This window comes from Mesorhizobium sp., from assembly GCF_004962245.1.
Taxonomy (GTDB): Bacteria; Pseudomonadota; Alphaproteobacteria; order Rhizobiales; family Rhizobiaceae; genus Mesorhizobium.
Window position 1 is genome coordinate 28,469 of sequence record NZ_SUHQ01000023.1, and the last position, 26,835, is coordinate 55,303.

Genomic DNA, 26,835 nt, shown 5'->3' on the forward strand with positions numbered 1-26,835 from the left:
GCGCCGCGTCGCTTCGCTCCTTGCTCCGCCCTGGGATGACGAAGGCATGGTGGCTGATGGCTAATCGCCAGCGTTGAAGATTGGCAGTTGAGGCCGGTTGGCAAAACCCATCCCGATCTGTCAGGATGGCTCCAGCAGTCAGTTGCGGTCCTCCGGGAACACCGGCACCGGCATGAACTCGACGCCGTCCTCGGCCAGGCTCTTCGCCTCCTCCAGCGTCGCCTCGCCATAGATGCCGCGCGGATCGCTTTCGCCGAAGTGGATCTTGCGCGCTTCCTCGGCAAACTTGTCGCCGACATAGTCGGCGTTCTCGCGCACCTTTTCGGCCATGGCTTTCAGTTGCGCCAACGCCCGCTTCTGGGCCTCGCCCATGGCGAGCGCGATCTTTTCCTGGCTGCGGCCGGTGGAGACCGCCGGCGCCATCAATGCCTTCTCTATCCTGTGCGAGCCGCAGGTCGGGCAATCGACGAAACCGCGCTTCTTCTGGGTATCGAAATCGTCGTTGCTGCGAAACCAGCCTTCGAATTCGTGCTCGTGCTCGCAGATCAGGGAAAAGCGGATCAAGACGCCGCCCCCCTGAGAGGCAATGCCTCGGCCGATCCGGCATTCACAGCGAAATCCCGCGCATTTTTCAGGTTCGGGATCTTCTTGCGCGCCGCGGCCGACTGCGCCGGGTCGATCTCGGCGACGATCACCGCGGGCTCGTCATGCGCTGCCTCGGCGACGATGCGGCCCCATGGATCGACGATCAGCGAATGGCCATAGGTCTCGCGGCCGTCCTCGTGCAGTCCGCCCTGCGCCGCGGCGACGACATAGGCGCCGTTCTCGATGGCGCGCGCCCGCAGCAGCACATGCCAGTGCGCCTCGCCGGTCTGGCGGGTGAAGGCGGCGGGCACGGAAAGCAGGTCGGCGCCGGCCAGCGCCTCGGCGCGGAAGAGCTGCGGAAAGCGCAGATCGTAGCAGACGGCGAAACCCAGCCTCGCACCGTCGATCCCAGGGCCACTGATCTCGGTGACGACGGCCGCGGTGCCTGGCTCGTAGGCGGCGGATTCGCGCCAGCTCTCGCCATTGTCGAGATCGACGTCGAACATGTGGATCTTGTCGTAGGTGGCAATCGTGGCGCCATCCGGCCCGAACAGCAGCGCGCGGTTGGCGAGCTTGCCGTCGGCGCGCAGGATGGCGGTCGAACCGATATGCAGGAAGATGCCAAGTTCCTTCGCCAGCCTCCGCGACGTCGAGACGATGATATCCTTGTCCTCGGACGTGAAGGAGGCGGCCCGCGCTCGGCTGTCGCGGACCAGCGCTCCGGTCATTTCCGGGGTCTGGACATAGGCCGCGCCCTGGCCGGCCGCCTCGCGCACCAGCCGCTCCAGATCGACCGCGTTGCGCTCCGGGCTCGTGCCCGAACGCATCTGGATCGCCGCCGCCTTGAAAGCACCCATCGTCATGTCCTCAATTCGTCGAGCCATTGGCGAGCAAGCGGTCCAGCCGGCCCTCCGCCTCCAGCTCATGGAGATCGTCGGAGCCGCCGACATGCGTGTCGCCGATGAATATCTGCGGAAAGGTCGAGCGGCCATTCGCACGGGAAATCATTTCCCGGCGCAGTTCCGGCGAGAAGGAGGCGTCGTGCTCGGTGTAGGCGACACCCTTGCGTTCGAGCAGCCGCTTGGCCGCCGTGCAATAGCCGCACATCATCCGTGTATAAATCGTCACGTCGACCATCGGTCAGCAATCCTGCCTTTCCTCAACCTATATAGTCGCGGACTCGTCGGCCCGAAAGTCCCCCGGCAGCACGCGCGCGAAGGTCAGCACGTCGACCGCCCCGGCACCGCCCCTCTTCAGCGCCTTGGTGACCGCGCGGACAGTGGCGCCGGTGGTATAGACATCGTCGATCAAGAGCACCCGGCGGCCGGCGACCTCGATCTCGGCCTCCTCGGGCACGCGAAAGGCGGCGCGCACATTCTCCTCACGTTCCCGCCGCTCCAGCCCGACCTGCTGGCGGGTGAGTTTGACACGCCTGACCGCGGAGGGCGCGAAAGGCAGGCCGCCAAGCTGCGAAACCGCCCTTGCCAGTTCCGCCGACTGGTTGAACTGGCGCCTGAAAAAACGCCGCCAGTGCAGCGGCACCGGCACGACCACATCGGCCTCCGCGATCAGTTCGGCGCCGGCGCGCAGCATCCAGCGCGCCATCCAAGGCGCCAGGTCGGTGCGATCCTGGTATTTCAACCCTTGCACCATCTGGCGGGCGACGCCGGAGTAAGCGACCGCGGCCCGCGCGCGCTCGAAGGGCGGCGGGTCGGCGATCGCCTCGGCCGACAGGAAGCCCTCGCCCATGTGGTGGATGAACGGCGTGCCCATCACCGGGCACCATGGCCGTTCCAGAAGCCTGAGCTTCGGCCAGCAGGCGCCACACAGCACGCCGGGCTGCGAGACATGCCGCCGGCAGCCGGCGCAAACCGGCGGAAACAGGATGCGCGCCGGCCAGCCCAATGCCGTTCGGACAATACTCCTGATCTCAATACGCTTGATCTCTGGCATCGGATCGGCCACGTGGTTGGTCCTCCGCCACCCTATATCAGAGAGCGGAAACCAGGAACCAGCCGTTGCAGCCTATAGTCGATACATCTCTCTGGCTGGCGCACAAGCGCCGGGCGCTTGCCTATCCGACTGCCGGCGCGGATTTCCTGATGCGGCGGGCGGCCGAGGATCTTGCCGAGCGGCTGGGCGCCGTCGAGCGCAAATTCGACAGAGCGGCCGTGCTGTTTTGCCAGACGCCGGCGGCGTCCGACGTGCTCGCGACAAGCGGCAAGGTGGCGGACATCGTGCGCGTGGAGGCGGACGCTGCGTTCCTGGACGATGGAGCGGGGCGCGGTGCCGCGGGATTGGTGGCGCCGCTGGAAACCGTGCCGTTCGAGCCGGAAAGCCTCGACCTCGCCGTCTCTCTTTTGTCCCTTCAGGCAATGAACGACATTCCCGGCATGCTGGTGCAGATCCGCCGTGCGCTGAAGCCCGATGGTCTTTTCCTTGGCGCTTTTGCCGGCGCCGGTACGCTTTCCGAGCTGCGCGAAAGCCTGCTCGCCGCCGAGACCGAGCTTTATGGCGGCGCCAGCCCGCGCGTCATCCCGTTCACCGACGTGCGCGACGCCGGCGCGCTTTTGCAGCGCGCCGGCCTGGCCCTGCCGGTCGCCGATGTCGAGACGGTAACGGTGCGGTACGATTCCCTGTTCGGCCTGATGGCGGATCTGCGAGCCATGGGCGAGACCAGCGCGCTCGTCGACCGCAGCAGGCGACCGGGCACACGCAAGCTGTTTGCCCGCGTCGCCGAAATCTACGCCGAGCGGTTTTCCGACGCCGATGGTCGCGTCAGGGCGAGTTTTCCGATCGTCTGGATGTCAGGCTGGGCGCCCGACGCCTCGCAGCAAAAGCCACTGAAGCCGGGCTCGGCGAAAATATCGCTGAAGACAATACTGGAAAATCCCGGCGGGCGTTAACCGGATTGCTATGGTTGGGGGGTGGTCGCGAAAGCGTTCACCAGCCTGCTGTTGTTGTCGCTGAACAGCCACTTGATGGCATCGAACGCCTGGCTGGCGCCGCCTACGATGGTAAGCGACAGCACGGCCACGATCAGCCCATATTCGATGGCCGTCGCGCCGGTCTCATCTTCCAGAAATCGTTGCAGCAATGTCTTCATGACCGTCGATCCCGCTTGCCGAAACCCTAGCGCCGACCCGTTAAGAAAGGTTAATGGCACAGGCTTAACAGGCGATGAAACGACGGCTTCAAATCATATGTCAGCAGTCGCCACTGCGCTTGCCATTGTCGCGTATCACGCAGACCGAACTGGGCAACGGCTGCAGCACGCTTCTGCGCAGCGTGTAGGTGTCACGGCGGCCGATCGACCCTGTGCTCATCCTATCGAGGCCGCCGGCAAAATCGGCGCGGCCGGACTGCGACCGCATCCGGCTGTCGAGGAAAGGCGTCGCGATCAAGGCCAGTGCCACCGCGGCCGACCCGAACAGCAACGTGATACGCAATATGCCCATGCCGGTATTGGCGGCGCTATAATTGCGATCGGGTCGGATCGAATCCCAGTCCCTGTCGAGGCTCATGCAACCGCTCTCCGGCAAAGGCCCGGACAGGGCCTTCCTTGATTTCCACGCCCCTCAATTTTTCACGGCAAGATAAATCTTCGATTAACGCTGTCTTAAACGCGGGCAGTGAAGGCGCAAATCACAGAAGATCGATGAGGAACTGGATCAGCGGCGCATCGGCCGGCGGCATCGGAAAATCGCGCATCTGGCGTGGCCGCACCCATTTCAGCACCTGGCCCTCCTTCGGCTGCGCGATGCCGCGGAAGCGACGACAGACGAACAGTGGCATCAGCAGGTGAAAATCATCGTAGGAGTGGCTGGCGAAGGTGAACGGCGCCAGGCAGGGAATATCGGTTTCGATGCCGATCTCCTCGTACAACTCCCGGATGAGGCATTCTTCCGGTGTCTCGCCGGGCTCGACCTTGCCGCCAGGAAATTCCCACAGGCCGGCGAGCTGCTTGCCTTCGGGCCGCTGCGCCAGAAGCACGCGGCCGTCGGTATCGACCAGCGCACAGGCCGCGACCAGGAGCAGGCGCTTGCCGACAGGGTTCGCGCCGGTCATGCGCCGGGCGGCCGGCGATAGTGGTAACGATAGACTTCGTCGAACCCGAGCGAGCGATACAGCGCCAGCGCCGGTGCATTGTCGGCCTCGACCTGCAGCCAGGCTTCCCGGGCGCCGCGCAGCCGCGCCCATTTCAGCGCCGACAGGATGAGGTGGCGGCCATGGCCCTGGTTGCGCACCGATCTGTCGGTGGCGATCTCGAACAGCCCTGCGAGATCGCCGTCATGGACGCAGATCAGCGTCGCCAGCGGCTCGGTGCCCTCTTCGAGCGCGAACAGCCCGGCTTCCGGCTGGATGGCGCCGATAATCTCCGACAGGCCCGGCCGCAGCGACACATCCGAGTCGCTCACCTTGAGCGCCGCGCCGATGAAGCGGCTGATGTCCTTCAGCGGAATCTGGTCCATGGCGGCGTCGAGCTGGGCGTCCGCCAGCGGCAGCCGCATGACCAGCGACTCGGCGAAGCTGCTCCAGCCCTCGCTGTCGAGATGCTTGGAGAGAACGGAGCCCGACAGTGGCGATATGCGGAAGGTCAGCGGCCGGCCATAGGCGTCGAAACGACGGCTGGCGCGGCCGATGCGCTCGGCAATGTGCTGGATGTCGCCGGGATCAAGCGGATTGACCGAATTCAATCGCTTGGCCGGATGGCCTGCCGTCAGCCGCACCACCCAGGTGCCGTCATAATGGACGGCGGCCGCCGGCCAGGCACGAAAACCGGCCGCCTCGTATCGGCGCACGATGGCAAGCACGCTTGCCGGATGTCTGGAAACCAACGCCATCAGCTCCGATAATCGCCGTTGATGGCGACATACTCCTTGGTGAGGTCGCAAGTCCACACCGTCGCCTTGCCGCGGCCGATGCCGATATCGGCACGGATACGGATCTCGTCGCGCTTCATATACGCCGACGTCGCCTCTTCGGAGTAGCCTGGATCGCGCTCGCCCTCATGCGCCAGCCTGATGTCGCCGAACCAGATCGACAGGAGGTCGCGGTCGGCCGGTTCGCCGGCCTTGCCGACAGCCATGACGACGCGGCCCCAGTTGGCGTCCTCGCCGGCGACCGCCGTCTTGACCAGCGGCGAATTGGCAATCGACAGCGCGATGCGCTTGGCCGAGCGGGCCGATTTCGCGCCGGTGACGGTGACCTCGACCTGCTTGCGGGCGCCCTCGCCGTCGCGCACCACTTGCAGCGCCAGCGATTTCAGCACCTTGCCGAGTGCGCGGCGGAAGGCGCCGAGGCGCGGATCCCCGGCATCGGTGATATCGGGCGCGCCGCGCCTGGCGGCCGCGCCGGTGGCGAAGATCAGCAGCGTGTCGCTGGTCGAGGTGTCGCTGTCGACGGTGACCGCGTTGAAGGTCTTGGCGGTGCCGCGCGACAAAAGATCCTGCAGCACGGGCGCCGCGATCGGTGCGTCGGTGGCGATGAAGGAGAGCATCGTCGCCATGTCGGGCGCGATCATGCCGGCGCCCTTGGCAATGCCGTTGATGGTGACGTCGGCGTCGCCGAGCTTCACCGTCGCGGTCGCCAGTTTCGGATAGGTGTCCGTGGTCATGATCGCCTTGGCGGCTTCGGTCCACAGATCCGGCCGGCCGTCCTTGACCAGTCCGGCCAGCAAATGGCTGAACTTGCCGGCGTCCAGCGGCTCGCCGATGACGCCGGTCGAGGCCAGAAACACCTCGCCCGGCGTGCAGCCCGCAGCCTTGGCTGCCGCCTCGCCGGTCATTGCCGTGGAGGTACGGCCCTTCTGGCCGGTAAAGGCATTGGCGTTGCCGGAGTTGACGACCAGGACGCGCGCCTTGCCGGCCCCAAGATTCTGCCGGCAGAAATCGACCGGCGCCGACGGGCATTTCGACTTGGTGAACACGCCGGCGACCGTGGTGCCGGCGTCGAAGACTATGGTGAGCAGGTCGGTGCGGTTCTTGTACTTTATCCCGGCCTCGGCGGTGGCGATGCGGACGCCCTCGATAGCAGGCATTTTGGGATACTTCTTCGGCGCGAGCGGCGAAATCGTGGCTGACATGAAGACCTCGGGCGGGAAAACGCAAGGGGAACGCCGGTTTGCCCGATAGCGGGCGCCGGCGCAAGGGCGTTTTCCCAACGGTTGCGGGCGGCACCGGGAGCTTCGCCCTAAAGCCCGTTTCCGGAAACGAAACTGCAGATCATGATCGAGACCATCAACGGGGCCATGACCAGCGTGCGCTGCCGGATCTCCCGATCTTCGGTCAGCGGGAACACTGCAGAGAGGATGGCTGTGATCAGCGGATAGACGCCGGCAAGCACCAGCAGGGCAAAGCGGGACGTGAACCGAGGGGTGCGCAGCGGTTTGGGATAACGACCCGCATAAAAACAAGAACCTAAAGCGCATCGCGAAAGCGATGCGCTTTAGGTCTGGGCAGGCCTACTTGGTGTTCTCCAGCGCGTCGACCGTCTTCTTCAGATTCTCGTCCGGGATCTCGACCTTGGCGTCGGCGCGCAGCGACTTGACCAGCGCGATATACTTGTCGCGGATGACCGCCTGACGGGCCTGGTCCTTGACCTGCTCGAAGGCCGGCGGCTGCTTGGCGCGCTTGTCCTCGACCTGGATGACGTGCCAGCCGAACTGCGACTGTACCGGCTGTTCGGTGTATTTGCCGACCGCCAGTGCGAAGACCGCCTTGTCGAATTCCGGCACCATCTGGCCGGGCCCGAACCAGCCGAGATCGCCGCCGCTGGTCTTGCCGCTCGGATCGCTGGTGTGCTCGTTGGCGAGCTTCTGGAAATCGCCGCCGCCGTCGAGCTGCTTGATGATCGCGTCGGCCTCTTCCTTCGTCTTCACGAGGATGTGACGAGCATGCACCTCGTTGGTCGGCGGCGTGTTGGCGATTTCCTGGTCGTAGCGGGCGCGAACCTCGGCATCCGTGACCTTGTCGACGACATCCTTCTCGACCATTTCGCCATGCAGGGCGCGCTGCTGCAGGAACGCCATGCGGCGCTGGAAGTCGGGATCCTTGTCGAGGCCGGTGGTGACCGCCTGGGCGGCCATGACCTTGATTTCGATCGCCGCCGAAAGCGCCGCGGCGCGGCGCTGTTCGGGCGGCATCTGCGCGAACTGCTGCGACAGCTCGCCTTCGGCAAGCGCAAGGTCTGCCTCGGTCAGCTTCTGGCCGTTGATCGTGGCGACCACGGCGTTCGGATCGACTGGCGCAGCTGCCGGCGCGGGTGCGGCCGGCTGGGCGGGGGCGGTATCCTGCGCCATCAGTGGTGACAGCGACAGAGCCGACAACCCGAATGCCAGGCCGAAGCTGGCGAGCGACGCGCGGCGGAACAATAAGGACATACGATTAACTCCAATGGGAACAAGCTAGAGCGGGATGGCTTCCAGATCAGCCGGATTGTGGCCGAATTTGGCGCGGTCGACAGGGCGAGCGCGGCGTTGACATCGATTGAGCCCCCTCTTATCTGTCCAACGACTTTGCGTCCAGAACCGTTTTCCGGGCGCTATTTGCGTTCGTCCGCGTTTCACGTGGATTTGATGGGGCCAACCGGCGGCCATCGCAACGACTTGGAATGCTATCGAAAGGACCATTGAATGGTCAGTTTTGGCGGTCTCGCCCGTAAGGTTTTCGGCTCCTCCAACGATCGCCGGGTCAAGTCGACCCGACCGCGCGTCGAGGCGATCAACGCCATGGAAAACGAGATGCGGGCGCTCTCCGACGCCGATCTGGCGGCCCGCACGGAAAAATTCCGCCAGGACGTCGCCAACGGCGCCAGCCTCGATGACCTCCTGGTGCCGGCTTTCGCCACCGTGCGCGAGGCGGCGCGTCGCGTGCTCGGCATGCGCCCGTTCGACGTGCAGCTGATCGGCGGCATGGTGCTGCACAATGGCGGCATCGCCGAGATGCGCACCGGCGAGGGCAAGACGCTGGTCGCCACGCTGCCCGTCTATCTCAACGCGCTCGCCGGCAAAGGCGTCCATGTCGTCACCGTCAACGACTATCTTGCCACACGCGACTCCGAATGGATGGGCCGCGTCTACAAATTCCTCGGCCTTACCGTCGGCGTCATCGTCCATGGCCTGACCGACGAGGAACGCAAGGCCGCCTACGCCGCCGACGTCACCTACGCGACCAACAACGAGCTCGGCTTCGACTATCTGCGCGACAACATGAAATACGAGCGCAGCCAGATGGTGCAGCGCGGCCATAGCTACGCGATCGTCGACGAGGTCGATTCGATCCTGGTCGACGAGGCGCGCACGCCGCTGATCATTTCCGGTCCGCTCGAGGACCGTTCGGAAATGTACAACACCATCGATGCTTTCATGCTGAAGCTCGAGCCGGCCGACTACGAGATCGACGAGAAGCAGAAGACCTCGATCTTCACCGAGGAGGGCACCGAGAAGCTGGAAAACCTTTTGCGCGACGCCGGCCTGCTCAAGGGCGAGTCGCTCTACGACGTCGAGAACGTCGCTATTGTCCACCACGTCAACAATGCGCTGAAGGCGCATCAGCTGTTCCAGAAGGACAAGGACTACATCGTGCGCAACGGCGAGATCGTCATCATCGACGAATTCACCGGCCGCATGATGCCCGGCCGCCGCTATTCGGAAGGCCTGCACCAGGCGCTGGAGGCCAAGGAGCATGTGGCGATCCAGCCGGAGAACCAGACGCTCGCCTCCGTCACCTTCCAGAACTATTTCCGCCTCTACAAGAAGCTCGCCGGCATGACCGGCACGGCGCTGACCGAGGCCGAGGAATTCGGCAACATCTACAATCTCGAGGTCACCGAGATCCCGACCAATCTGCCGGTCATCCGTATTGACGAGGACGACGAGGTCTACCGGACCGTCGAGGAGAAATACAAGGCGATCGTCAAGGAGATCAGGGAAGCGAGCGCCAAGGGCCAGCCGACGCTGGTCGGCACGACCTCGATCGAGAAATCCGAGCAGCTGGCCGAACGCCTGCGCAAGGACGGCTTCAAGGAATTCGAAGTGCTGAACGCGCGCCACCACGAGCGCGAGGCGGCGATCGTCGCCCAGGCCGGCAAGCCGGGCGCCATCACCATCGCCACCAACATGGCCGGCCGCGGCACCGACATCCAGCTCGGCGGCAATGCCGATATGCGCATCGCCGAGGAGCTGGCCGACATGCCGGCCGGTCCCGAGCGCGACGCCAAGGAAAAGGCAATCCGCGAGGACGTGCAGCGGCTGAAGGAGAAGGCGCTTGCCGCCGGCGGCCTCTACGTGCTGGCTACCGAGCGCCACGAGTCGCGCCGCATCGATAACCAGTTGCGCGGCCGCTCAGGCCGCCAGGGCGATCCCGGGCGCTCGAAATTCTTCCTGTCGCTGCAGGACGACCTGATGCGCATCTTCGGTTCCGAGCGCATGGACGGCATGCTGCAGAAGCTCGGCCTCAAGGAAGACGAGGCAATCATCCATCCCTGGATCAACAAGGCGCTGGAAAAGGCGCAGAAGAAGGTCGAGGCCCGCAACTTCGACATCCGCAAGAACCTTCTGAAGTATGACGACGTCTCGAACGACCAGCGCAAGGTGGTGTTCGAGCAGCGCCTCGAGCTGATGGACGGTGAAGGCCTGTCCGAGACCATCGCCGAGATGCGCGAGGGCGTCATCGAGGAGATCGTCGCCAAGAACATTCCCGAAAACGCCTATGCCGAGCAGTGGAACGTCGCCGGCCTCAAGGCCGAGGTCGCCGAATTCCTTAACCTCGACCTGCCCATCGAGGACTGGGTTCAGGAGGAGGGCATTGCCGAGGACGACATCCGCGAGCGCATCACCGAGGCTGCGGACGCCGCCGCGAAAGACCGCGCCGAGCGTTTCGGCCCCGATGTGATGACCTATGTCGAGCGCTCCGTGGTGCTGCAGACGCTCGACCATCTGTGGCGCGAGCACATCGTCAACCTCGACCATCTGCGCTCGGTCGTCGGCTTCCGCGGCTACGCCCAGCGCGATCCGCTGCAGGAATACAAAGGCGAGGCGTTCGAGCTGTTCCAGGCGATGCTGGGCAATCTGCGCCAGGCGGTCACCGCGCAGCTGATGCGCGTCGAGCTGGTCCGCCAGGCGGCGGAAGCCCCGCCGCCCGAGGCGCCCGACATGTTCGGCAGCCATCTCGACGGCACCACCGGCGAGGACGATTTCAACGGCGGCGAGACCGGGCTTCTGGTCCGCCAGGAAACCAACGCCATCGTCGCCCCCGAAAACCGCGACCCGAAGAACCCCGCCACCTGGGGCAAGATCGGCCGCAACGAGGCCTGCCCGTGCGGGTCGGGGAAAAAGTACAAGCACTGCCACGGGGCGTTTGCGTAAGGCGCTGCGTTCCGCCGACGCCGCCCCTCATCCGCCTGCCGGCACCTTCTCCCCGTGAACGGGGAGAAGGGAGCACTCCACCACCCCACCCAACCGTTTCTTAATGTGTTCTCGTTAGACGCATACGCAGAAAAGAGGCGGAAAACGGAGAGTATTGGGTGCGCTTTTCCGCGGCGACGACAGCCGGGCGGTTCCTGCCGCAGCGCCTTGCGCTGCGTGTAAAGCCGCTGCTTGGCCGCATCGATGCCGTGCTGTTCACCGCCGACGAGCGCGGCGAGGCCGGCCGCATGTCGCTGATCGCCTTTTCCATCCGCATCGTCAGCGCCGTCATCGCATTCGTCAGCCAGGTGCTGATGGCGCGCTGGATGGGCTCGTTCGAATACGGCATCTTCGTCCTCGTCTGGGTGACGATGGTCATCGTCGGCAATCTCGCCTGCCTCGGCTTCCACACCTCGGTCATCCGCTTCATTCCCGAATACCGCGAGCGCAATATGCTGGCCGAGCTGCGCGGCATCGTGCTGACCAGCCGCCTGTTCGTGCTGGTTGCCTCCACGGTGATCGCCGCCCTCGGCGCGCTCGGCGTCTGGCTGCTCTCGCCCTTTATCGAAAACTACTATGTCGTGCCGTTCATCCTCGGCGTCATCTGCCTGCCGATGATCGCGATGTCCGACCTGCTGCAGGGGATGTCGCGAGCCAACTCATGGGCGCTGTTTGCGCTGGCGCCGACCTATCTGGTGCGGCCGGTGCTGATCCTGGCCTGCATGGCGCTGATGCTTCTGGTCGGCTTCGCGCCTGACGCCAGGACCGCGATTTTCGCCTCGATCGCCGCCACCTATGCCACCACGATCGGTCAACTCATCGGCGTCACGGCGCGCATGGACAGGAATATCCCGGCCGGGCCGATGAAGGTGCATTTCGCGCAGTGGTTCGTGGTGTCGCTGCCGATCTTCCTGGTCGAAGGTTTCTTCTTCCTGCTCACCAATGCCGACGTGCTGATGGTCGGCGCCTATATGGAGCCCAACGACGTCGCCGTCTATTTCGCCACGGTCAAGACGCTGGCGCTGGTGCATTTCGTCTATTTCGCGGTCAAGGCAGGCGTTGCCCAGCGCTACGCGCAATTCACCCATGGCGAGCCGGAAAAACTCGCCGCCTTCGCCCGCGAAACGGTATCGTGGACCTTCTGGCCGTCGCTGGCGATGGCGCTGCTGCTGCTGGCGCTGGGCCAGCCGATGCTGGCCTTGTTCGGCGCCGAATTCGTTGCCGGCTATCCGCTGTTGTTCCTGCTGGTCTTCGGCGTCGTCGCCCGTGCCGCCGTCGGCCCTTGCGAAAGCCTGCTCACGATGAGCGGCAACCAGAACATCTGCGCCGCCGTCTACGCCATCACGCTGGCCTTCAACATCGGCCTCAATCTGGTGCTGATTCCGCTTTTCGGCCTGTGGGGCGCGGCGATGGCCACCGCCTTCGCGATGATCTTCGAGGCCGGCGCGCTGTCCTTCACGGTCTGGCGCAAGCTCGGCATCGTCATGGCCATTTTCGTAGCCGCCAAAGGAGCCGCGTGATGGCCGCTGTCCCGTTGCTCGAGGAAACCAGCGGCGGCCCGGCCGGCGCCATGGTGTCCGGCCTCGCCGGGTTCGCCCGCGACGCCGATCCCGCCCATATCGAACTGCTGGCCAACAACCGGCCCGAGCGCAAACTGGCCATTTACCCGGCCTCCGCCGGCTTCGATCTGGTCGAGGAACTCGACTACCTCTGCACCCGCACGATCGAGCCCAACGTCTTCTTCAACCCGCGCTTCCTGGCGCCCGCCATGCCGAGGCTGGAAGACCGCGAGGTGCGGCTGGCAGTCATCCGCGACGGCGACGAATACCGCAACCGGCTGCGCTTGCTGGTGCCGTTCTCGGTGGAGCGGCCGGCGGTGCCGCTCGGCGTGCGGGTCATGCGCACTTGGTCGAGCCCGTTCGGCCCGATCGGCACGCCGCTGGTCGACCGTGACGATCCCGTCGGCGTCCTCGAGGATTTCTTCTCGATGCTGTCGCGGCCGCATCTCAAGCTGCCGAAGGTCTTTGTCCTGCCCGACATCCGGCTCGACGGCCCGGTGGCCAGCTTGGCCGCCACCGTCGCCGAGACGCGTGGCCTGACGCTGGTCACCACCGGCAAGGCCGAACGCCCGGTGCTCGAAAGCGAGCTCGACGGCGAGGACTACCTGAAGGCCTCGCTGCGATCGCACCACTATCGCGAGTTCCGCCGCCTGAAGCGCCGCCTCGCTGATCTGGGCCGGCTGGAGCATCTCGTGGCGCGCGGACCGGACGAGATCCGCCATGCCATCGAACGTTTCCTGACGCTCGAGGTTGCCGGCTGGAAGGGCCGCGAGCGCACCGCCATGGCCATCGACCGCTACCGCGCCGCCTTTGCCCGCGAAGCCGTGCACCGGCTGGCCGAGCAGGATCTGTGCCGCATCCATTCGCTGACGCTCGACGGCCGCACCATCGCTTGCCTGGTCGTCTTCGTCGAGGCCGGCGTCGCCTACACCTGGAAGACGGCCTATGACGAGACGCTCGCCGCCTATTCGCCGGGCACGCTCTTGATGATCGAGGTGACCAGGCAGCATCTCGACGATCCCAACATCATGATGACCGATTCCTGCGCCGTGCCCGACCATCCGGTGATGAGCCGGCTATGGATGGAGCGCCGGCCGATCGGCACGCTGGTCATCGGCCTGACACCGGACGCCGACCGCCTCGCCCGCCAGGCGGCGTCGCAGCTTCACCTCTACCGCGAAACCCGCAACATGGCGCGCCTCCTGCGCAACCGGATGAAGAGCTTGCTGGGGCGGCGGTAGCGCACCTTTGCAGAGATGGGCGCTCTTTGGGGATTTGGCTGAGCGGCTGTCGGGCGCGCCCGGCGTCGTGTGACGATACGCCTTAACTTTCGATATATCCGGGTTCGAACCCAGCAGACCTCGCCAGACCCGGTTGATCGAGCACGCGAACATGGCCCTGACGGAATTCGAGTAACTTGCGCTCGCGCAGGTTCCGCAGCACTCGGTTGACATGAAGCGGAGTGAGGCCGAGGGCGTCCGCGAGATCGTACTGGGTGAGGGGGCATTCATAGCTGTCGCGGGTGACTGCGCCGACTCGCTCCAGCCGCGCCCTCAGTTCGAGGAACAGATGCGACGTCCGCACCAAGGCGCTGCGTCGTCCGACATTGGTGAGATGTTGAGCGACAAGCGCTCCCCGATGCACAAGGGTTTCGAGGATGATGGAGAAGAGATGGGGCGACTTCATCGCAGCAAGGGTGAATGTCTTGGCCGAGGCCACCAGCACCGAAAGTTCGGTTTGAGCCACAAACGTTTCAAGAGCGCTGCCCGCGTATGCCTGAGGCAGGACGATATCGCCTCTCAAGGCAAAATCCAATATTTGGCGCTGCCCGCCCGCGAGTTCATGGGAAATGCAACCCCAGCCCGACTCGACTATGAATACGCGATCACTGTCTTCGCCCTGACTGACGATGACCGTCTCCGCCGGATAGCACTTCGGCGTGAATCCCAGCGTCTTGATAAGCGCCGTATCGTCGTCGTTAAGTCCGACATACGACGGGCGATTTTCATTTCCGCGCAAAAGATGTGACGCGTAGGTCATCTACAAGCACGCCCGTCTTCGCTTTGAACTCCCTCTCTTGGACAGAATGTACATCAAAATTGATGCGGTGAGTATCCTCCAATGACCACCATCGGATGGTGCCGCAACGGCCCTTTGGTTGATTGTACAGGCTCCGCTGGCTTGCCGAAGCCACGATTTTGAAATCGCTATGGGATGGCGATCAGGTTTTGTTTCTCCTGAAGTTTTCCCGCATGGAATCGACTATTTCGCTGGCAATGAGACAACTTCGGTTGTCTGTCTGGTCAGCGGCATTCCGCAACGTCATTGATGCGTCCTTGAGCAATCCTCTGATCTCTGCTGCTGACAACAGTTCGGACGCTTCGAGTTCCAGCAGCACGGATTCACTCACATGCAGCGCAGCAAGCGCAACCGCTCTTGGCCTGGTGGCAAGCAGCTTCAGAAGGTCGCTGCTTGGCCTGGTACGCGATTTTTTTTTTGCCATAGTTGCGTCTCGACCGGACAAAAGGTTCCTAGGCTCAAATTTACATCGCCTCGACGAGTTGACCGCAGTTCCAAGATTGGAAGAGGTCGATCATATTTTGTGAGGCATACTATCCCGGTTTGCAGCCGCGACACAGAGGCAAGGGATACCGAATTCGTCTTAGCTACTATCCTCCCTATCACCTTGACATCACCGTGGTCACAGGCGCGCGAACGGCCGTACCGAGCCAGGGAACTCCGATCGATGTAGGCCCGTCAGGCCCACTCGGTCGCCGGTAGCGCAATTGTGAGAAATTGGTGCCCCTAGCCGGGATCGAACCAGCACTCCTTGCGGAACTCGATTTTGAGTCGAGCGCGTCTACCAATTCCGCCATAGGGGCTCAGGCCGGGCGGCCTGGATGGGCGCGGACTATACGGTCGGAGGCCTGTTCGTCAACTGGCCAATTCCCGACATCCGACCTTCGCTCGACCCCAGCCTTCGATTTCGTGCCCAGCTCTTCAATTTCGTGAAGCTACGGCCATTGTGCGGCGCGGAAAATCTTTCTAGACAGGCTGCGCATTAAAGCGCGTCGCGTCTGCAGAGATTCATGTCGCGCGCTTTTGGTCTTTGTTCGTGCATGTCGTGATCCCAAAACCACTGCGCATTTTTGGGCGACATACATTAGGGGTGCCCAATGCTTCGCGGACTTTACGACTGGACCTTGTCGCTGGCGGCAAGGAAATCCGCCGAATGGTGGTTGGCCTTCATCGCTTTCGTCGAAAGCTCGGTGTTTCTGGTGCCGGCCGACGTGCTGTATCTGCCGATGGCGCTGTCGCGGCCGGATCGCGCCTATCGCTACGCGCTGGTCGCCACCCTCGCGTCGGTGCTGGGCGGCATCGCCGGCTGGTTCATCGGCCACTATGCCTATGACGCGGTGGCGAAGCCGATCCTCGAATTCTATGGCAAGTATGACGACTTCGAGGCGCTGCGCGTCTCGTCGGGCATCGGCTTCATCATCCTGATGCTGGTCACCTCCGGCCTCGCCCATCTGCCGCCGATCAAGGTGGTGACGATCCTGTCCGGTGTCATCGGCGTCAATCTCCTGTTGTTCATCGTGCTGGCGATCGTGGCGCGCGGCGCCCGCTTCCTGTTCCTCGCCTGGCTGCTGCGCCGCTATGGCGAACCGATCCGCGAATTCATCGAAAAGCGCCTTGGCATGATCGCGGGCACCGCCGCAGCCGCCCTGATTTTGCTCTATATAACAGTCAAATACGCCTTCTGAGCATGATCCCGAACCGAAGGTCCGCGTTAGCGAAAAGTGGGAACCGGTTTTTCGAAAAAAGATAATGCTCAACAAGCAGGTCGAACGAAACGGACGGTAGATCGATGACAGCGACCGTAAATGCCGACACTGGACGCCAGCGCACCCAGACGGCCTTGTTTCTGGCCATCGCCATGGCCGCAACCGTCGGCTCGGCATTGGCCTTCCAGCACCTCGGCGGCTACATCCCCTGCAAGCTCTGCTTCGAGCAACGCACCCCCTATTATGTTGGCGTCCCGCTGATGCTGCTGGCGGCGCTGTCGTCGGCGCTGCGCTGGCCGGCCTGGCTGACACGCGGCCTGCTGGCCGTCGGCGGCCTGCTGATGGTGTACGGCCTCTATCTCGGCGTCTATCACTCCGGCGTCGAATGGGCGTGGTGGACGGGACCGACCGATTGTGCCGCGGCGGCGGGACCGGTGGACACCGGCGGCAAGGGCGTGCTCGACGCGCTCGACAAATTCGTGCCGCCCTCCTGCGACAAGGCGGCGCTGCGCATCCTCGGCCTGTCGCTGGCCGGCTGGAACGCCATCGCCAGCTTTATCCTGGCAGTCGTCGCCTTCCGCGGTGCGTTTGTGCGCGATTGAGCGGCACAGCGCCGAGTTCGTCCAGAAATTCGTCAGGCCGGAGCGCATGACGTGGCTCTCGAGAACCGGAGCGGAGCGTACTAAAGTACGTGAGCACCGGAAGCGCAGAAAGCTGCGTCAGGCGACCGGCATGGCGGATTTCTGCCGAACTCTATGGTTCGAGTTCGACATCCCAGTATAGATAATCCATCCAGCTTTCATGCAGGTGGTTGGGTGGGAACAGGCGGCCATTGTTGTGCAGATCATGCACCGTCGGCTGGTAAGGCTTCTGCAGCGGCCACATCTTGGCGTGCGCCGGCATCATGCCGCCCTTCCTCAGATTGCAGGGCGAGCAGGCGGCGACAACGTTCTCCCACGTCGTCGCGCCGCCGCGATGGCGGGGAATGACATGGTCGAAGGTCAGATCCTCCGGCGTGCCGCAATACTGGCACTGGAAACGGTCGCGCAGGAAGACGTTGAAGCGGGTGAAGGCCGGATGCCGCGAGGGCTTCACATAGGCCTTCAGGCTGACGACGCTCGGCAGTTTCATCGAGAAGGTCGGCGACGACACGGCGTGCTCGTATTCGGCGACGATATTCACCCGCTCGAGGAACACAGCCTTGATGGCATCCTGCCACGACCAGAGCGACAGGGGGTAATAGCTGAGCGGACGATAATCCGCATTCAGCACCAGCGCTGGAAGCCCATCCGGAGATACGGCAACCGTCACGTCATTGACCTCCTTGGTTCTAGAACCGATCGGCGCGGATACTGTAAGCCCGACATGACAGGGATGTGAAGCGGCTTGTCGATCAAACGACGCGCCAAAAATGCATGATTTCAATGGTTTTTTGCGAATTCAGGCCGGGGGCGCGGCGTCCCTGCCCTTCAATTCGCGATAATACGCCCAGAAAAGCCGCGATGCGACACCTCGCCATGGGCTCCATGATTCGGCGAGTTGGATCAGTATTTTCTCGGGCGGACGCGGGTCGATGCCGAGCGCGTGGCCGACCGCGCTCTGCAGGGCAACGTCGCGAGCCGGGAAGACATCGGGGTGGCCGGCGGCGAACAAAAGATAGACTTCCGCCGTCCACGGGCCGATGCCGGACACCTTGGTCATGGCCGTGATCGCCTCGGCGGCATCGAGCAGGCAGAGATGATCGAGGTCGAGCCCGTCGACCACCGCCTGGGCCACGGCGATCAGGCCGCGCTGCTTCGGTCGCGACAGTCCGGCCTCGCGAAAAATCGCCTCATCGGCGGCAAGGATGGCTTGCGGCGTCAGCGGATCGACGAGTTTTGTCAGCCGCCCGAAGATGGCGTCGGCGCTGGCGCGGGAAACCTGCTGCGAGACGATGATCGAGGCAAGGCTTCTGAACCCCGGCTCCGACAGCCTCAGCGGCACCTCGCCGGCCATGCCGCGCACCTTTGTGAGGCGCGGGTCGAGCAGGCAAAGCGCGTCGAGCCCTTGCGAGATGTCGTCGAGCGTGGCGATGCGTTGCATGTCTGCTAGTTCCCTGGACCGCGCAAAATCAGGTTCCACAGCGTCCCTTGTGCGTACCGATGGACGCGCGGCGCTGTAGGTGCAAAGTAGCAATTGGCGAAAGTTCTGCACAACCCGATTGCCGCCGAAGGATGACACTCCTGACATTCCGCTTCGCGCCAAGCCCGAATGGCGAACTGCATCTCGGCCACGCCTATTCGGCGCTGCTCAATCAGAAATTGGCGACGGCGACGGGCGGGCGCCTGCTGCTGCGAATCGAGGATATCGACACGACGCGCTGCACGCCGGAATTCGAAGCCGGCATATTTCGCGATCTGAGATGGCTCGGGCTTGCCTGGGAAGAACCGGTGCGCCGCCAGTCCGAGCATTTCACGGACTATCGGGCAGTGCTCGATCGGCTGATCAGGGAAGACCTCGTCTACCCGGCCTTCATGAGCCGTGGCGAAATCCGCGCCTTCATTGCCGACAGCGAAAGGCGCGGGCGCGACTGGCCGCGCGACCCCGACGGCGTGCCGCTCTATCCCGCCGCCGACAAGGCGTTGCCGACCAGGGAACGCAAGCGACGGATTGCCGAGAATGCGCCATTCGCCTGGCGGCTGGACGTCGATGCAGCAATGGCGCGCGTCAGCACGGAGCTGTCGTGGGTGGAATTTTCGGACGAGAGGCTTTCCGCGACGCACACCGTAGAAGCCCGCCCGCAGGACTGGGGCGACGTGATCGTCGCGCGCCGCGATATCCCGACGAGCTATCATCTCGCCGTCGTCGTCGACGACGCGCTGCAAGACGTCAGCCACGTGGTGCGCGGCCAGGACCTCTATTCCGCCACCAGCGTGCAGCGCCTGCTTCAGGCGGTGCTTGGCCTGCCACAACCAAGCTACTTCCACCATCGTCTCATCCTCGGCCCCGACGGACGAAAACTGTCGAAGAGCGCCAGGGATACCGGCCTTGCCGCCTTGCGCGAGGCCGGCGCATCACCCGAAGACGTCCAGCGGCTGATTGGGTTCTAGATCACGTTTGGTCTTGAACTCTCACTGATCCGGCGCGCCTCTTCAATTCGGATGAGCCTATGGATCAACCGTTTCGTTTTGCTTGCCAGGTTGAACCACATTACAGCAGGCGCGACAGTCGACCTTCACCGGATTCACGGGCAGCCTCCTGAAAATGCACAGCGTCAAGCGGTTCATCCCCGCCTCCTTTGTCGTCCTGTGGGCGACCGGCTTCATTGGCGCTCGCTATGCCATGCCGTGGGCCGAGCCTTTCACCTTCCTGGCCGTGCGCTTCGTTCTGGCGGCCGTCCTCTTGACCGTCTTGATGATGGCGCTTGGCTCCAAGCGGGCGACGCGCACGGAAGCGCTCCACGCGACCGGCGCCGGCATCCTGATGCATGGCGTCTATCTCGGCGGCGTGTTCTGGGCCATCCACAGGGGCATGCCGGCCGGGCTTTCGGCGTTGATCGTCGGGCTGCAGCCGCTGATCACGGCGGTGATGGCCGGCAGGTTTCTCGGCGAGGCCATCCTGCCGCGCCATTGGGCCGGCCTCACTGTCGGACTTGCCGGCGTGGTCATCGTGCTTTGGCCGAAGCTCGGAGCGCTTGGCGGCGGCGTGACGGCCGAGACGCTGATCGCCTCGCTTGTCTCGGTGCTTGGAATGAGCGCCGGCACGATCTGGCAGAAGCGCTTCGCCTCTGGCGGCGATCTCGTGGCGGCCACCATGTGGCAATATGTCGGCGGCGCGTCGCTGATGGTCCTGGCCTCGCTCGCCTTCGAGACGCGAACGGTCGTCGTCAACGGCGAGCTGATCTTTGCCATGGCATGGCTGGTGCTGGTGCTGTCGATCGGCGCCATCTTCCTCTTGATGGTGATGATCCGCGACGGCGAGATGTCGAAAGTCGCATCGCTGTTCTATCTGGTACCGGCCGTCACCGCGATCATCGCCTGGGTATTGTTCGGCGAACAGTTGAACCTGGTCCAGATCGTCGGCATGGCGATCGCGACGCTCGGCGTCGGGCTGGCAACCGCTCAGCCGACCAAAGCATGATCCCTAAAAGTGGGAACCGGTTTTCGGAAAAGATCATGCTCAACAGGAATCAGCCAACTCGGGCGCGTGCCTCCAGATAGCGGCTGATGGCGGCGTTGAGCTCGCCGCCGAGGATGAAGATCGCCGAGACGATGTAGAGGAAGACGACCGCGACCATGATCGAGGCAAGGCCGGCATAGGTCGTCACATAGGACGAGAAACGGTCGAGATAGGCGGCGAAGATGGTCGACCCGATGAGCCAGGCAATCAGCGTGAAGATGATGCCAGGTATGATCGAGACGAAACGGCGCTTGCCCGCCGGCAGCCAGAAATGCACCGCGAACAGCCCACCGACGATGACGGCGGAGGCGATGATGTAACGCCACAGCGTGATCGTGCCCATATAGGGTTCTATCCATTCGAAATTGGCTTCGGCCAGCCGGCCCAGCAATGGCGCGAAGACCAGCAGCACGCTGATCGCCAGGAAGCCTGCGGTGGCGATCAGCACGAAAGCGATGCTCTGCACCCGGCGGTAGATGATGCCCCGCGTTTCGGAAACGCGGTAGGCGCGGTTGAGTGAGGTGCGCAGCGCCTCGATGCCGTTTGAGGCGAAAAAAGCGGCGAGCAGCACGCCATAGGTCAAGAGGTCGGTGCGCTGGACGGTGAGCACATTGAGCACTTCGCGCGCGATCGGCTTGGCGATCTGCTCGGGCCAGGTGTCGAAGACGAGATGCACGGCCGTGTCCGCAAAAGCCTGTGCGCCGAGGAAGCTGGCCAGTGTCGTGGCAAAAATCAGAAAGGGGAAAAGTGCCATCAGCGCTGTGATCGCCAGATGACTGGCCATCGCCCAGCCATCGTCCGCGTTGAAATGGCCGAGCGCATCATAGAGCACGCGTTTGACGGCTACGATCGTCCGCAACAAGAACCGCGTTCCCTTCGATTGTCTCGACGCCGCGAATATGGGAAGGGATTGCGGCAAATGACAAGCCTAAGTCAAACCGCTTCTGCTCCGCCGAAGGAATTGCGCACCATCATTGTCACCGGTGCCTCCTCCGGGATAGGCGCCTATTGTGCCCGGGCGCTGAAGGCGGAAGGCTGGCGGGTGTTCGCGACGGCGCGCCAGCCCGCGGATATCGCTGCCCTCGAAGCCGATGGCATCGAGGCCTTCTATCTGGACTACCGCGAGGCCGGTTCCATCGAGACGCTGGTGGCGTCGGTGCTGGAGCGGACGGGCGGACGGCTCGATGCCCTGTTCAACAACGGCGCCTACGCACAGCCCGGCGCCGTCGAGGACCTGCCGGTCGCAGCACTCAGGGAGCAGTTCGAGGCGAATGTCTTCGGCTGGCATGACCTCACCCGCCGTATCGTGCCGGTGATGCGCCGTCAGGGCCATGGCCGTCTCGTCCATTGCTCGTCGATCCTCGGCCTGGCGCCGCTGCGCTTTCGCGGCGCCTATTCGGCGTCGAAGCACGCTATCGAAGGGCTGATGCTGTGCATGCATCAGGAACTCGAAGGCAGCAGCATCCATGTCTCGCTGATCGAGCCGGGGCCGGTGAGATCGAAGATCGCCAGCAACGGTCTTGCGTGGTTCCTGAAGAACATCGACCATGAGAAGTCCGTCCATCGCCTCGCCTACGAAGCGCAGCTGGAACGGCTTCGGGCCGGCGGCAGCACGTCACGGCTGAAGCCCGGGCCGGAGGTGGTTCATGCGGCCTTGCGCCATGCGCTTCTGTCGCGGCGCCCGCGCCCGCATTATGTGGTAACCGTGCCGGCCAGGATCGGCGTGATCCTCAAACGGATCCTGCCGGCATCGATGCTCTACCGCCTGCTTGCCAAACGCGCCTGAACGCAATCGAACCTGGAAACACACCATGGCAACCGTCTTCAACGTCCTCGCTGTCCTCGTCATGGTCGCCGTGGTGATCGTGCTGATCCGCGGCCTCATCAACATGATGCGCGGTGGCTCCGGCATAACCTCCAACAAGTTGATGCAGACGCGCGTGCTGCTGCAGTTCGTGGCATTGGTGCTGATCCTGCTGGCGGTGTATGTCACCCGCAAGTGACGAGAGTGGCGATTTCGGGAGGCAGAGCGTGGTCAAGCTCAACAAGATCTACACCCGCACCGGCGACGATGGTACCACCGGCCTTGGCACCGGCGAACGACGGCTGAAATCCGATCTGCGCATCGATGCCTATGGCACGGTTGACGAAGCCAATGCCTGCATCGGCATGGCCCGCGTCCACACAGCGGCAACACATCCGGCGATCGACGCGATGCTTGGCCGGATCCAGAACGATCTTTTCGACCTCGGCGCCGATCTGGCCGTGCCGGACGACGGCAAGCCGCTCGGCTATGAGCCGCTGCGCATCACAGCTGTGCAGACCGACCGCGTCGAAAAGGACATCGACCTGCTCAACAAGGATTTGCAGCCGCTCAAATCCTTCGTGCTCAACGGCGGCACGCCGGCGGCCGCCGCCCTGCACCTCGCCCGCACGGTGGCACGGCGGGCCGAGCGCGTCATGGTGGCGCTGGCGCAAGACCCAAACGAGCACATCAACCGCGATGCGATAAGATACATCAACCGCGTATCGGACTTTCTGTTCGTCGCCGCACGCGCCGTCAATGACAATGGAAACGCCGACGTGCTATGGGTTCCCGGCAAGAACCGCTGAATCTGCCGAGGCGGGAGGGGGTCTGATGTTCATCCCGCTTTACGACACCAACCGGCTGCGCCACATCAAGCAGCAATATGTGACGATCGGCCTGATCGCGTTCAACACGCTCATCTACTTCGCCACCGCGCTTGGCGGCGAGCAGTTCTCCAACGCCGCTGTGCTGGGCCTCGGCTTCATCCCGTCGGTCGTCCACGACAGCGTGGAACTGGCTCCGCAGTTTGTCGTGATCCCGGAGAGCCTGAGCTACATCACCTATTCCTTCCTGCATGCGGATATCTTCCATCTCGGCGGCAACATGCTGTTCCTCTGGGTGTTCGGCGACAATGTCGAGGACGCGCTCGGCCATATCCGCTTTCTCGTCTTCTACCTGCTTTGCGCCGTCGCCGGTGCCTTCTTCCAGGGTCTGGTCGCGTGGGATTCGCAGGTTCCGCTGATCGGCGCCTCGGGCGCCATCGCCGGTGTGGTCGCCGCCTATCTGATCCTCTATCCCAGGGTAAAGGTATGGGTGCTGGCCTTTGCCCGCATTCCGCTGCGCATCCCCGCCTTCATCCCGCTCATCCTGTGGATCCTGTTCCAGGTCGTGATGTTCGCCGCAGGTGGCGAGGATCAGGTTTCCTGGGCCTGCCATGTCGGCGGCATCATCGCCGGCGCCGTGCTGGTGCTCATCTTGCGCAACCGCGGCGTACCGCTGCTTGCCGGCGCTGACGAGGAGCCCACGGTGGCAGCCGGCCAGACGCCGGTTCCTGCCGGCCCGGTTGCGAGCAGTGAAGCACCGGCGCAGCCGGCACCACGCTGGGGACGGGGAAGCGCGTCCAGTTCGGACTGAACCGATTTGAGTGCTTTACGGATATTGACGAGCAAGGTTACCGCAACTACGGAAGCTTTCCACCACATTGGGCGGTCGGAGACTAGAATTCCGTCCGGAATGTCGGCTTTCGACAATTCTGAAGAGGCGCACACTGCTATAGCGCGCCCAATTATCTTGAAAGAGGTGGCTTTCGTGAAAGAGGTGACAGGCAAATGAAGATCCTTGTGCCCGTGAAGCGGGTGGTCGATGCGAACGTCAAGGTTCGTGTGAAGGCTGACGGTTCGGCGGTGGAACTCGCCAACGTCAAGATGGCGATGAACCCGTTCGACGAGATCGCGGTCGAAGAAGCGATCCGGTTGAAGGAGGCCGGCAAGGCCGAAGAGATCATCGTTGTTTCGATCGGGCCGCAGCAGGCGCAGGAGACGCTGCGCACGGCGCTTGCCATGGGCGCCGACCGCGCCATCCTGGTCAAGACCGACGAGCAGACCGAGCCGCTCGGCGTCGCCAAGGTGCTGAAGGGCGTCGTCGAGGCTGAGAAGCCCGGCCTCGTCATCCTCGGCAAGCAGGCGATCGACGACGATTCCAACCAGACCGGCCAGATGCTGGCCGCACTTCTGGGCTGGGCGCAGGGCACCTTCGCCTCCAAGGTGGTTATCGACGGCGACAAGGCCAAGGTGACGCGCGAGGTCGATGGCGGTCTGCAGACGGTGGAATTGACGATGCCGGCGATCGTGACCGCCGATCTTCGCCTCAACCAGCCGCGCTATGCATCTCTGCCCAACATCATGAAGGCCAAGAAGAAGCCGCTCGACGAAAAGAGCCCTGCAGACTACGGCGCCGACGTCAAGCCGCGGCTGAAGGTGATCAAGACCGAAGAGCCGAGCGGCCGCAAGGCAGGCGTCAAGGTCACGAGCGTCGCCGAACTGGTCGACAAGCTCAAGAACGAAGCCGGCGTGTTGTAAGCGATCGGGAAAGGAACAAGAAAATGGCTATTCTTCTGATTGCTGAACACGACAACGCCACCCTTTCCGACCAGACCGCCAAGGCGCTTTCGGCTGCCCTGCAGATCGGCTCGGACGTGCATGTGCTGGTTGCCGGCAAGGGCGCCAAGCCGGCTGCGGATGCCGCCGCCAAGCTCAAGGGCGTAAGCAAGGTGCTGCTCGCCGACGCCGACGAACTCACCGAGCGTCTCGCCGAACCGATGGCCGCGCTCGTCGTGTCATTGGCCGGCGCCTATGACACCATCATCGCGCCGGCGACCTCGTCGGGCAAGAACGTCGCGCCACGCGTGGCGGCCCTGCTCGATGTGGCGCAGGTGTCCGAAATCATCGAGGTGGTCTCGCCTGACACGTTCAAGCGGCCGATCTATGCCGGCAACGCCATCCAGACGGTGCAGTCAACCGACGCCAAGAAGGTGATCACGGTCCGCACCGCCTCCTTCCAGGCAGGCCCCGAGGGTGGTTCGGCCACGGTCGAAACCATCAAGGCGGCTGCCAATCCCGGCCTGTCCTCCTTCGTCGAGAACAAGCTCTCGGAGACCGATCGGCCGGAACTGACGTCGGCCAAGATCATCATCTCGGGCGGCCGCGCGCTGGGCTCCTCGGAGAAATTCCAGGAGGTTATCCTGCCGGTCGCCGACAAGCTTGGTGCCGCGGTCGGCGCATCGCGCGCCGCGGTCGATGCCGGCTATGCGCCGAACGACTGGCAGGTCGGCCAGACCGGCAAGGTCGTCGCGCCCGATCTCTACATCGCCGTCGGTATCTCCGGCGCCATCCAGCACCTTGCCGGCATGAAGGATTCGAAGGTCATCGTCGCCATCAACAAGGACGAGGAAGCACCGATCTTCCAGGTCGCCGACTACGGCCTCGTCGGCGATCTGTTCGTCATCCTGCCGGAACTGCAAAAGGCGCTTTGACGCTTTCCGCTGAAGCGTATTAAATTGTGAAGGGTGGGGTAGACGAAGTCGCCCCGCCCTTTTAGTTTGCACCGCACAAAAAGCAGGCTGCAAAAGCCTTTTGACGGGATCGGTGTAATGAGCAAGATCGAGACGATCGGCATCATCGGCGCGGGCCAGATGGGCGGCGGTATCGCCCATGTTTCCGCGCTTTCAGGTTACAAGGTGCTGGTCTACGATATCTCACCCGACCGCATCGAAAAGGGCATCGCCACCATCAGCGGCAACATGGCCCGCCAGGTCGGCTCCGGCAAACTCGAGGAAAAGCTGCGCAACGAGGCGATGGCGCGCATTTCGGCAGCGCCCACCATGGCCGATCTCGCAGGTGCCGATCTGGTGATCGAAGCAGCGACCGAGGACGAGACGGTCAAGCGCAAGATCTACGCCCAGCTATGCCCGCAGCTCAATCCCGAAGCCATCCTGGCGACGAACACCTCGTCGATCTCGATCACGCGTCTCGCCGCGCAGACCGACAGGCCGGAGCGTTTCATCGGCATCCACTTCATGAATCCGGTTCCAGTGATGAAGCTGGTCGAACTGGTGCGCGGCATCGCCACCGAGGACCAGACCTTCGAAGCGGCAAAGGCCTATGTGAACCACCTCGACAAGACGATCACGGTCTCGGAGGATTTTCCGGCCTTCATCGTCAACCGCATCCTGCTGCCGATGATCAACGAGGCGATCTACACGCTGTATGAAGGTGTCGGCTCGGTTGACGCGATCGACACCGCCATGAGGCTCGGCGCCAACCATCCCATGGGACCGCTGCAGCTTGCCGATTTCATCGGGCTGGACACCTGCCTGTCGATCATGCAGGTGCTGCATGACGGCCTGTCGGATTCGAAATACCGCCCCTGCCCGCTGCTGGTGAAATATGTCGAGGCCGGCTGGCTCGGTCGCAAGACCGGACGCGGCTTCTACGATTATCGCGGCGAGCATCCCGTTCCGACGCGTTAGAACATTGC

Annotated in this window: 31 protein-coding genes and 1 tRNA gene; 15 read left to right on the forward strand and 17 right to left on the reverse strand. The window is 63.6% G+C overall.

Annotated elements, in window-relative coordinates; translation table 11 throughout:
- Nucleotides 1–138 precede the first annotated feature (138 nt).
- The 4 genes from E5X88_RS22835 to E5X88_RS22850 are packed head-to-tail and all read right to left on the reverse strand — an operon-like array spanning nt 139 to nt 2,550.
- Nucleotides 139–564 (reverse strand): DUF1178 family protein, encoded by a 426-nt coding sequence (locus tag E5X88_RS22835; RefSeq protein ID WP_292165344.1) that lies wholly within the window; start codon nt 562–564, stop codon nt 139–141.
- Nucleotides 561–1,442: a carbon-nitrogen hydrolase family protein gene (locus E5X88_RS22840; protein WP_292165349.1), complete on the reverse strand. Its 882-nt coding sequence runs from the start codon at nt 1,440–1,442 to the stop codon at nt 561–563. The genes E5X88_RS22835 and E5X88_RS22840 overlap by 4 nt, the downstream gene beginning before the upstream one ends.
- 10 nt (nt 1,443–1,452) lie before the next feature.
- Nucleotides 1,453–1,722 carry a glutaredoxin 3 gene (gene grxC / locus E5X88_RS22845; protein ID WP_292165351.1) on the reverse strand — a complete coding sequence of 90 codons (270 nt, stop codon included), beginning with the start codon at nt 1,720–1,722 and terminating at the stop codon, nt 1,453–1,455.
- Between the two features lie 27 nt (nt 1,723–1,749).
- Complete coding sequence (locus tag E5X88_RS22850) at nt 1,750–2,550, reverse strand: ComF family protein (protein WP_292165353.1); 801 nt, start codon at nt 2,548–2,550, stop codon at nt 1,750–1,752.
- A 53-nt stretch (nt 2,551–2,603) separates the two neighbouring features.
- On the opposite strand from E5X88_RS22850, the gene E5X88_RS22855 reads away from it, so the two are divergent.
- A complete protein-coding gene (locus E5X88_RS22855; RefSeq protein ID WP_292165354.1) occupies nt 2,604–3,491 on the forward strand; it encodes a methyltransferase domain-containing protein in 888 nt (295 codons plus the stop codon).
- 8 nt (nt 3,492–3,499) lie between these two features.
- On the opposite strand, the gene E5X88_RS22860 is transcribed toward E5X88_RS22855, so the two are convergent.
- The 7 genes from E5X88_RS22860 to E5X88_RS22890 form a co-directional block, all read right to left on the reverse strand.
- The gene (locus tag E5X88_RS22860; RefSeq protein ID WP_145720058.1) at nt 3,500–3,691 is read right to left on the reverse strand and encodes a Flp family type IVb pilin; all 192 of its coding nucleotides are present in this window, start codon (nt 3,689–3,691) and stop codon (nt 3,500–3,502) included.
- Between the two features lie 100 nt (nt 3,692–3,791).
- Complete coding sequence (locus tag E5X88_RS22865) at nt 3,792–4,109, reverse strand: hypothetical protein (protein ID WP_292165356.1); 318 nt, start codon at nt 4,107–4,109, stop codon at nt 3,792–3,794.
- A 121-nt stretch (nt 4,110–4,230) separates the two neighbouring features.
- Nucleotides 4,231–4,653: a (deoxy)nucleoside triphosphate pyrophosphohydrolase gene (locus E5X88_RS22870; RefSeq protein ID WP_292165358.1), complete on the reverse strand. Its 423-nt coding sequence runs from the start codon at nt 4,651–4,653 to the stop codon at nt 4,231–4,233.
- Nucleotides 4,650–5,429 (reverse strand): N-acetyltransferase, encoded by a 780-nt coding sequence (locus E5X88_RS22875; protein ID WP_292165360.1) that lies wholly within the window; start codon nt 5,427–5,429, stop codon nt 4,650–4,652. The genes E5X88_RS22870 and E5X88_RS22875 overlap by 4 nt, the downstream gene beginning before the upstream one ends.
- Entirely contained in the window at nt 5,429–6,670 is a 1,242-nt protein-coding gene (gene argJ / locus E5X88_RS22880; RefSeq protein ID WP_292165362.1) for a bifunctional glutamate N-acetyltransferase/amino-acid acetyltransferase ArgJ, read from the reverse strand. Before argJ ends, E5X88_RS22875 begins: the two co-directional genes overlap by 1 nt.
- A gap of 107 nt (nt 6,671–6,777) precedes the next feature.
- Nucleotides 6,778–6,930, reverse strand: coding sequence for a hypothetical protein (locus tag E5X88_RS22885; protein WP_292165364.1), 153 nt, complete (start codon nt 6,928–6,930; stop codon nt 6,778–6,780).
- A 118-nt stretch (nt 6,931–7,048) separates the two neighbouring features.
- Nucleotides 7,049–7,966, reverse strand: coding sequence for a peptidylprolyl isomerase (locus E5X88_RS22890; protein WP_292165366.1), 918 nt, complete (start codon nt 7,964–7,966; stop codon nt 7,049–7,051).
- 252 nt (nt 7,967–8,218) lie between these two features.
- Between E5X88_RS22890 and secA the strand changes: the two genes are divergently transcribed.
- From secA to E5X88_RS22905, 3 genes are all read left to right on the forward strand, one after another.
- Nucleotides 8,219–10,951, forward strand: coding sequence for a preprotein translocase subunit SecA (secA, locus tag E5X88_RS22895; protein ID WP_292165367.1), 2,733 nt, complete (start codon nt 8,219–8,221; stop codon nt 10,949–10,951).
- Nucleotides 10,952–11,109: 158 nt separating this feature from the next.
- Nucleotides 11,110–12,510 (forward strand): lipopolysaccharide biosynthesis protein, encoded by a 1,401-nt coding sequence (locus E5X88_RS22900; RefSeq protein ID WP_292165368.1) that lies wholly within the window; start codon nt 11,110–11,112, stop codon nt 12,508–12,510.
- Entirely contained in the window at nt 12,510–13,790 is a 1,281-nt protein-coding gene (locus E5X88_RS22905; RefSeq protein ID WP_292165370.1) for a GNAT family N-acetyltransferase, read from the forward strand. Before E5X88_RS22900 ends, E5X88_RS22905 begins: the two co-directional genes overlap by 1 nt.
- Before the next feature lie 82 nt (nt 13,791–13,872).
- On the opposite strand, the gene E5X88_RS22910 is transcribed toward E5X88_RS22905, so the two are convergent.
- The 3 genes from E5X88_RS22910 to E5X88_RS22920 all read right to left on the reverse strand — a co-directional run bounded on the left by E5X88_RS22910 (nt 13,873) and on the right by E5X88_RS22920 (nt 15,431).
- On the reverse strand, nt 13,873–14,589 hold the full coding sequence (locus E5X88_RS22910; RefSeq protein ID WP_292165371.1) for a Crp/Fnr family transcriptional regulator: 717 nt from the start codon (nt 14,587–14,589) through the stop codon (nt 13,873–13,875).
- A 181-nt stretch (nt 14,590–14,770) separates the two neighbouring features.
- Complete coding sequence (locus E5X88_RS22915) at nt 14,771–15,052, reverse strand: hypothetical protein (protein WP_292165373.1); 282 nt, start codon at nt 15,050–15,052, stop codon at nt 14,771–14,773.
- A gap of 294 nt (nt 15,053–15,346) precedes the next feature.
- Nucleotides 15,347–15,431: transfer RNA gene (locus tag E5X88_RS22920), tRNA-Leu, on the reverse strand.
- Between the two features lie 294 nt (nt 15,432–15,725).
- Between E5X88_RS22920 and E5X88_RS22925 the strand changes: the two genes are divergently transcribed.
- Together E5X88_RS22925 and E5X88_RS22930 are read left to right on the forward strand one after the other, a co-directional pair.
- Nucleotides 15,726–16,313: a YqaA family protein gene (locus tag E5X88_RS22925; RefSeq protein WP_292165375.1), complete on the forward strand. Its 588-nt coding sequence runs from the start codon at nt 15,726–15,728 to the stop codon at nt 16,311–16,313.
- 104 nt (nt 16,314–16,417) lie between these two features.
- Nucleotides 16,418–16,936, forward strand: coding sequence for a disulfide bond formation protein B (locus tag E5X88_RS22930; RefSeq protein ID WP_292165377.1), 519 nt, complete (start codon nt 16,418–16,420; stop codon nt 16,934–16,936).
- A gap of 151 nt (nt 16,937–17,087) precedes the next feature.
- Here the strand turns inward: E5X88_RS22930 and E5X88_RS22935 are convergent, their stop codons facing one another.
- Both E5X88_RS22935 and E5X88_RS22940 read right to left on the reverse strand, forming a co-directional pair.
- Entirely contained in the window at nt 17,088–17,645 is a 558-nt protein-coding gene (locus E5X88_RS22935) for an HNH endonuclease (RefSeq protein ID WP_126034943.1), read from the reverse strand.
- A gap of 129 nt (nt 17,646–17,774) precedes the next feature.
- Nucleotides 17,775–18,416 (reverse strand): DNA-3-methyladenine glycosylase, encoded by a 642-nt coding sequence (locus E5X88_RS22940; RefSeq protein ID WP_292165381.1) that lies wholly within the window; start codon nt 18,414–18,416, stop codon nt 17,775–17,777.
- Nucleotides 18,417–18,547: 131 nt separating this feature from the next.
- Between E5X88_RS22940 and gluQRS the strand changes: the two genes are divergently transcribed.
- The gene (gluQRS, locus tag E5X88_RS22945; RefSeq protein WP_292165383.1) at nt 18,548–19,423 is read left to right on the forward strand and encodes a tRNA glutamyl-Q(34) synthetase GluQRS; all 876 of its coding nucleotides are present in this window, start codon (nt 18,548–18,550) and stop codon (nt 19,421–19,423) included.
- Between the two features lie 154 nt (nt 19,424–19,577).
- Nucleotides 19,578–20,453 carry an EamA family transporter gene (locus E5X88_RS22950; RefSeq protein ID WP_292165385.1) on the forward strand — a complete coding sequence of 292 codons (876 nt, stop codon included), beginning with the start codon at nt 19,578–19,580 and terminating at the stop codon, nt 20,451–20,453.
- 49 nt (nt 20,454–20,502) lie between these two features.
- Here the strand turns inward: E5X88_RS22950 and E5X88_RS22955 are convergent, their stop codons facing one another.
- A complete protein-coding gene (locus E5X88_RS22955) occupies nt 20,503–21,354 on the reverse strand; it encodes a YihY/virulence factor BrkB family protein (RefSeq protein WP_292165387.1) in 852 nt (283 codons plus the stop codon).
- Between the two features lie 57 nt (nt 21,355–21,411).
- On the opposite strand from E5X88_RS22955, the gene E5X88_RS22960 reads away from it, so the two are divergent.
- The 7 genes from E5X88_RS22960 (at nt 21,412) to E5X88_RS22990 (ending at nt 26,827) form a co-directional block, all read left to right on the forward strand.
- The gene (locus tag E5X88_RS22960; protein WP_292165389.1) at nt 21,412–22,278 is read left to right on the forward strand and encodes an SDR family oxidoreductase; all 867 of its coding nucleotides are present in this window, start codon (nt 21,412–21,414) and stop codon (nt 22,276–22,278) included.
- 25 nt (nt 22,279–22,303) lie between these two features.
- Nucleotides 22,304–22,495 carry a twin transmembrane helix small protein gene (locus E5X88_RS22965; RefSeq protein ID WP_292165391.1) on the forward strand — a complete coding sequence of 64 codons (192 nt, stop codon included), beginning with the start codon at nt 22,304–22,306 and terminating at the stop codon, nt 22,493–22,495.
- 28 nt (nt 22,496–22,523) lie between these two features.
- A complete protein-coding gene (locus tag E5X88_RS22970; RefSeq protein WP_292165392.1) occupies nt 22,524–23,105 on the forward strand; it encodes a cob(I)yrinic acid a,c-diamide adenosyltransferase in 582 nt (193 codons plus the stop codon).
- A gap of 25 nt (nt 23,106–23,130) precedes the next feature.
- Nucleotides 23,131–23,934, forward strand: coding sequence for a rhomboid family intramembrane serine protease (locus tag E5X88_RS22975; RefSeq protein ID WP_292165393.1), 804 nt, complete (start codon nt 23,131–23,133; stop codon nt 23,932–23,934).
- A gap of 194 nt (nt 23,935–24,128) precedes the next feature.
- Nucleotides 24,129–24,878, forward strand: a complete 750-nt coding sequence (locus E5X88_RS22980; RefSeq protein WP_292165395.1) for an electron transfer flavoprotein subunit beta/FixA family protein — start codon at nt 24,129–24,131, stop codon at nt 24,876–24,878.
- Between the two features lie 23 nt (nt 24,879–24,901).
- Entirely contained in the window at nt 24,902–25,831 is a 930-nt protein-coding gene (locus E5X88_RS22985) for an electron transfer flavoprotein subunit alpha/FixB family protein (protein WP_292165396.1), read from the forward strand.
- A gap of 117 nt (nt 25,832–25,948) precedes the next feature.
- Nucleotides 25,949–26,827, forward strand: coding sequence for a 3-hydroxybutyryl-CoA dehydrogenase (locus E5X88_RS22990; RefSeq protein WP_145720080.1), 879 nt, complete (start codon nt 25,949–25,951; stop codon nt 26,825–26,827).
- Nucleotides 26,828–26,835 lie beyond the last annotated feature (8 nt).

Bases quoted from the DNA above. Each gene is read 5' to 3' on its own strand.
- E5X88_RS22870 (WP_292165358.1), bottom strand. From the start codon at position 4,653: ATGACCGGCGCGAACCCTGTCGGCAAGCGCCTGCTCCTGGTCGCGGCC.
- E5X88_RS22980 (WP_292165395.1), top strand. From the start codon at position 24,129: ATGAAGATCCTTGTGCCCGTGAAGCGGGTGGTCGATGCGAACGTCAAG.
- E5X88_RS22865 (WP_292165356.1), bottom strand. From the start codon at position 4,109: ATGAGCCTCGACAGGGACTGGGATTCGATCCGACCCGATCGCAATTAT.
- E5X88_RS22915 (WP_292165373.1), bottom strand. From the start codon at position 15,052: ATGGCAAAAAAAAAATCGCGTACCAGGCCAAGCAGCGACCTTCTGAAG.
- argJ (WP_292165362.1), bottom strand. From the start codon at position 6,670: ATGTCAGCCACGATTTCGCCGCTCGCGCCGAAGAAGTATCCCAAAATG.
- E5X88_RS22860 (WP_145720058.1), bottom strand. From the start codon at position 3,691: ATGAAGACATTGCTGCAACGATTTCTGGAAGATGAGACCGGCGCGACG.
- E5X88_RS22875 (WP_292165360.1), bottom strand. From the start codon at position 5,429: ATGGCGTTGGTTTCCAGACATCCGGCAAGCGTGCTTGCCATCGTGCGC.
- E5X88_RS22840 (WP_292165349.1), bottom strand. From the start codon at position 1,442: ATGGGTGCTTTCAAGGCGGCGGCGATCCAGATGCGTTCGGGCACGAGC.
- E5X88_RS22940 (WP_292165381.1), bottom strand. From the start codon at position 18,416: ATGCAACGCATCGCCACGCTCGACGACATCTCGCAAGGGCTCGACGCG.
- E5X88_RS22960 (WP_292165389.1), top strand. From the start codon at position 21,412: ATGACAAGCCTAAGTCAAACCGCTTCTGCTCCGCCGAAGGAATTGCGC.
- E5X88_RS22930 (WP_292165377.1), top strand. From the start codon at position 16,418: ATGACAGCGACCGTAAATGCCGACACTGGACGCCAGCGCACCCAGACG.
- E5X88_RS22975 (WP_292165393.1), top strand. From the start codon at position 23,131: ATGTTCATCCCGCTTTACGACACCAACCGGCTGCGCCACATCAAGCAG.
- E5X88_RS22890 (WP_292165366.1), bottom strand. From the start codon at position 7,966: ATGTCCTTATTGTTCCGCCGCGCGTCGCTCGCCAGCTTCGGCCTGGCA.
- grxC (WP_292165351.1), bottom strand. From the start codon at position 1,722: ATGGTCGACGTGACGATTTATACACGGATGATGTGCGGCTATTGCACG.
- E5X88_RS22990 (WP_145720080.1), top strand. From the start codon at position 25,949: ATGAGCAAGATCGAGACGATCGGCATCATCGGCGCGGGCCAGATGGGC.
- E5X88_RS22950 (WP_292165385.1), top strand. From the start codon at position 19,578: ATGCACAGCGTCAAGCGGTTCATCCCCGCCTCCTTTGTCGTCCTGTGG.
- secA (WP_292165367.1), top strand. From the start codon at position 8,219: ATGGTCAGTTTTGGCGGTCTCGCCCGTAAGGTTTTCGGCTCCTCCAAC.
- gluQRS (WP_292165383.1), top strand. From the start codon at position 18,548: ATGACACTCCTGACATTCCGCTTCGCGCCAAGCCCGAATGGCGAACTG.
- E5X88_RS22925 (WP_292165375.1), top strand. From the start codon at position 15,726: ATGCTTCGCGGACTTTACGACTGGACCTTGTCGCTGGCGGCAAGGAAA.
- E5X88_RS22965 (WP_292165391.1), top strand. From the start codon at position 22,304: ATGGCAACCGTCTTCAACGTCCTCGCTGTCCTCGTCATGGTCGCCGTG.
- E5X88_RS22910 (WP_292165371.1), bottom strand. From the start codon at position 14,589: ATGACCTACGCGTCACATCTTTTGCGCGGAAATGAAAATCGCCCGTCG.
- E5X88_RS22985 (WP_292165396.1), top strand. From the start codon at position 24,902: ATGGCTATTCTTCTGATTGCTGAACACGACAACGCCACCCTTTCCGAC.
- E5X88_RS22905 (WP_292165370.1), top strand. From the start codon at position 12,510: ATGGCCGCTGTCCCGTTGCTCGAGGAAACCAGCGGCGGCCCGGCCGGC.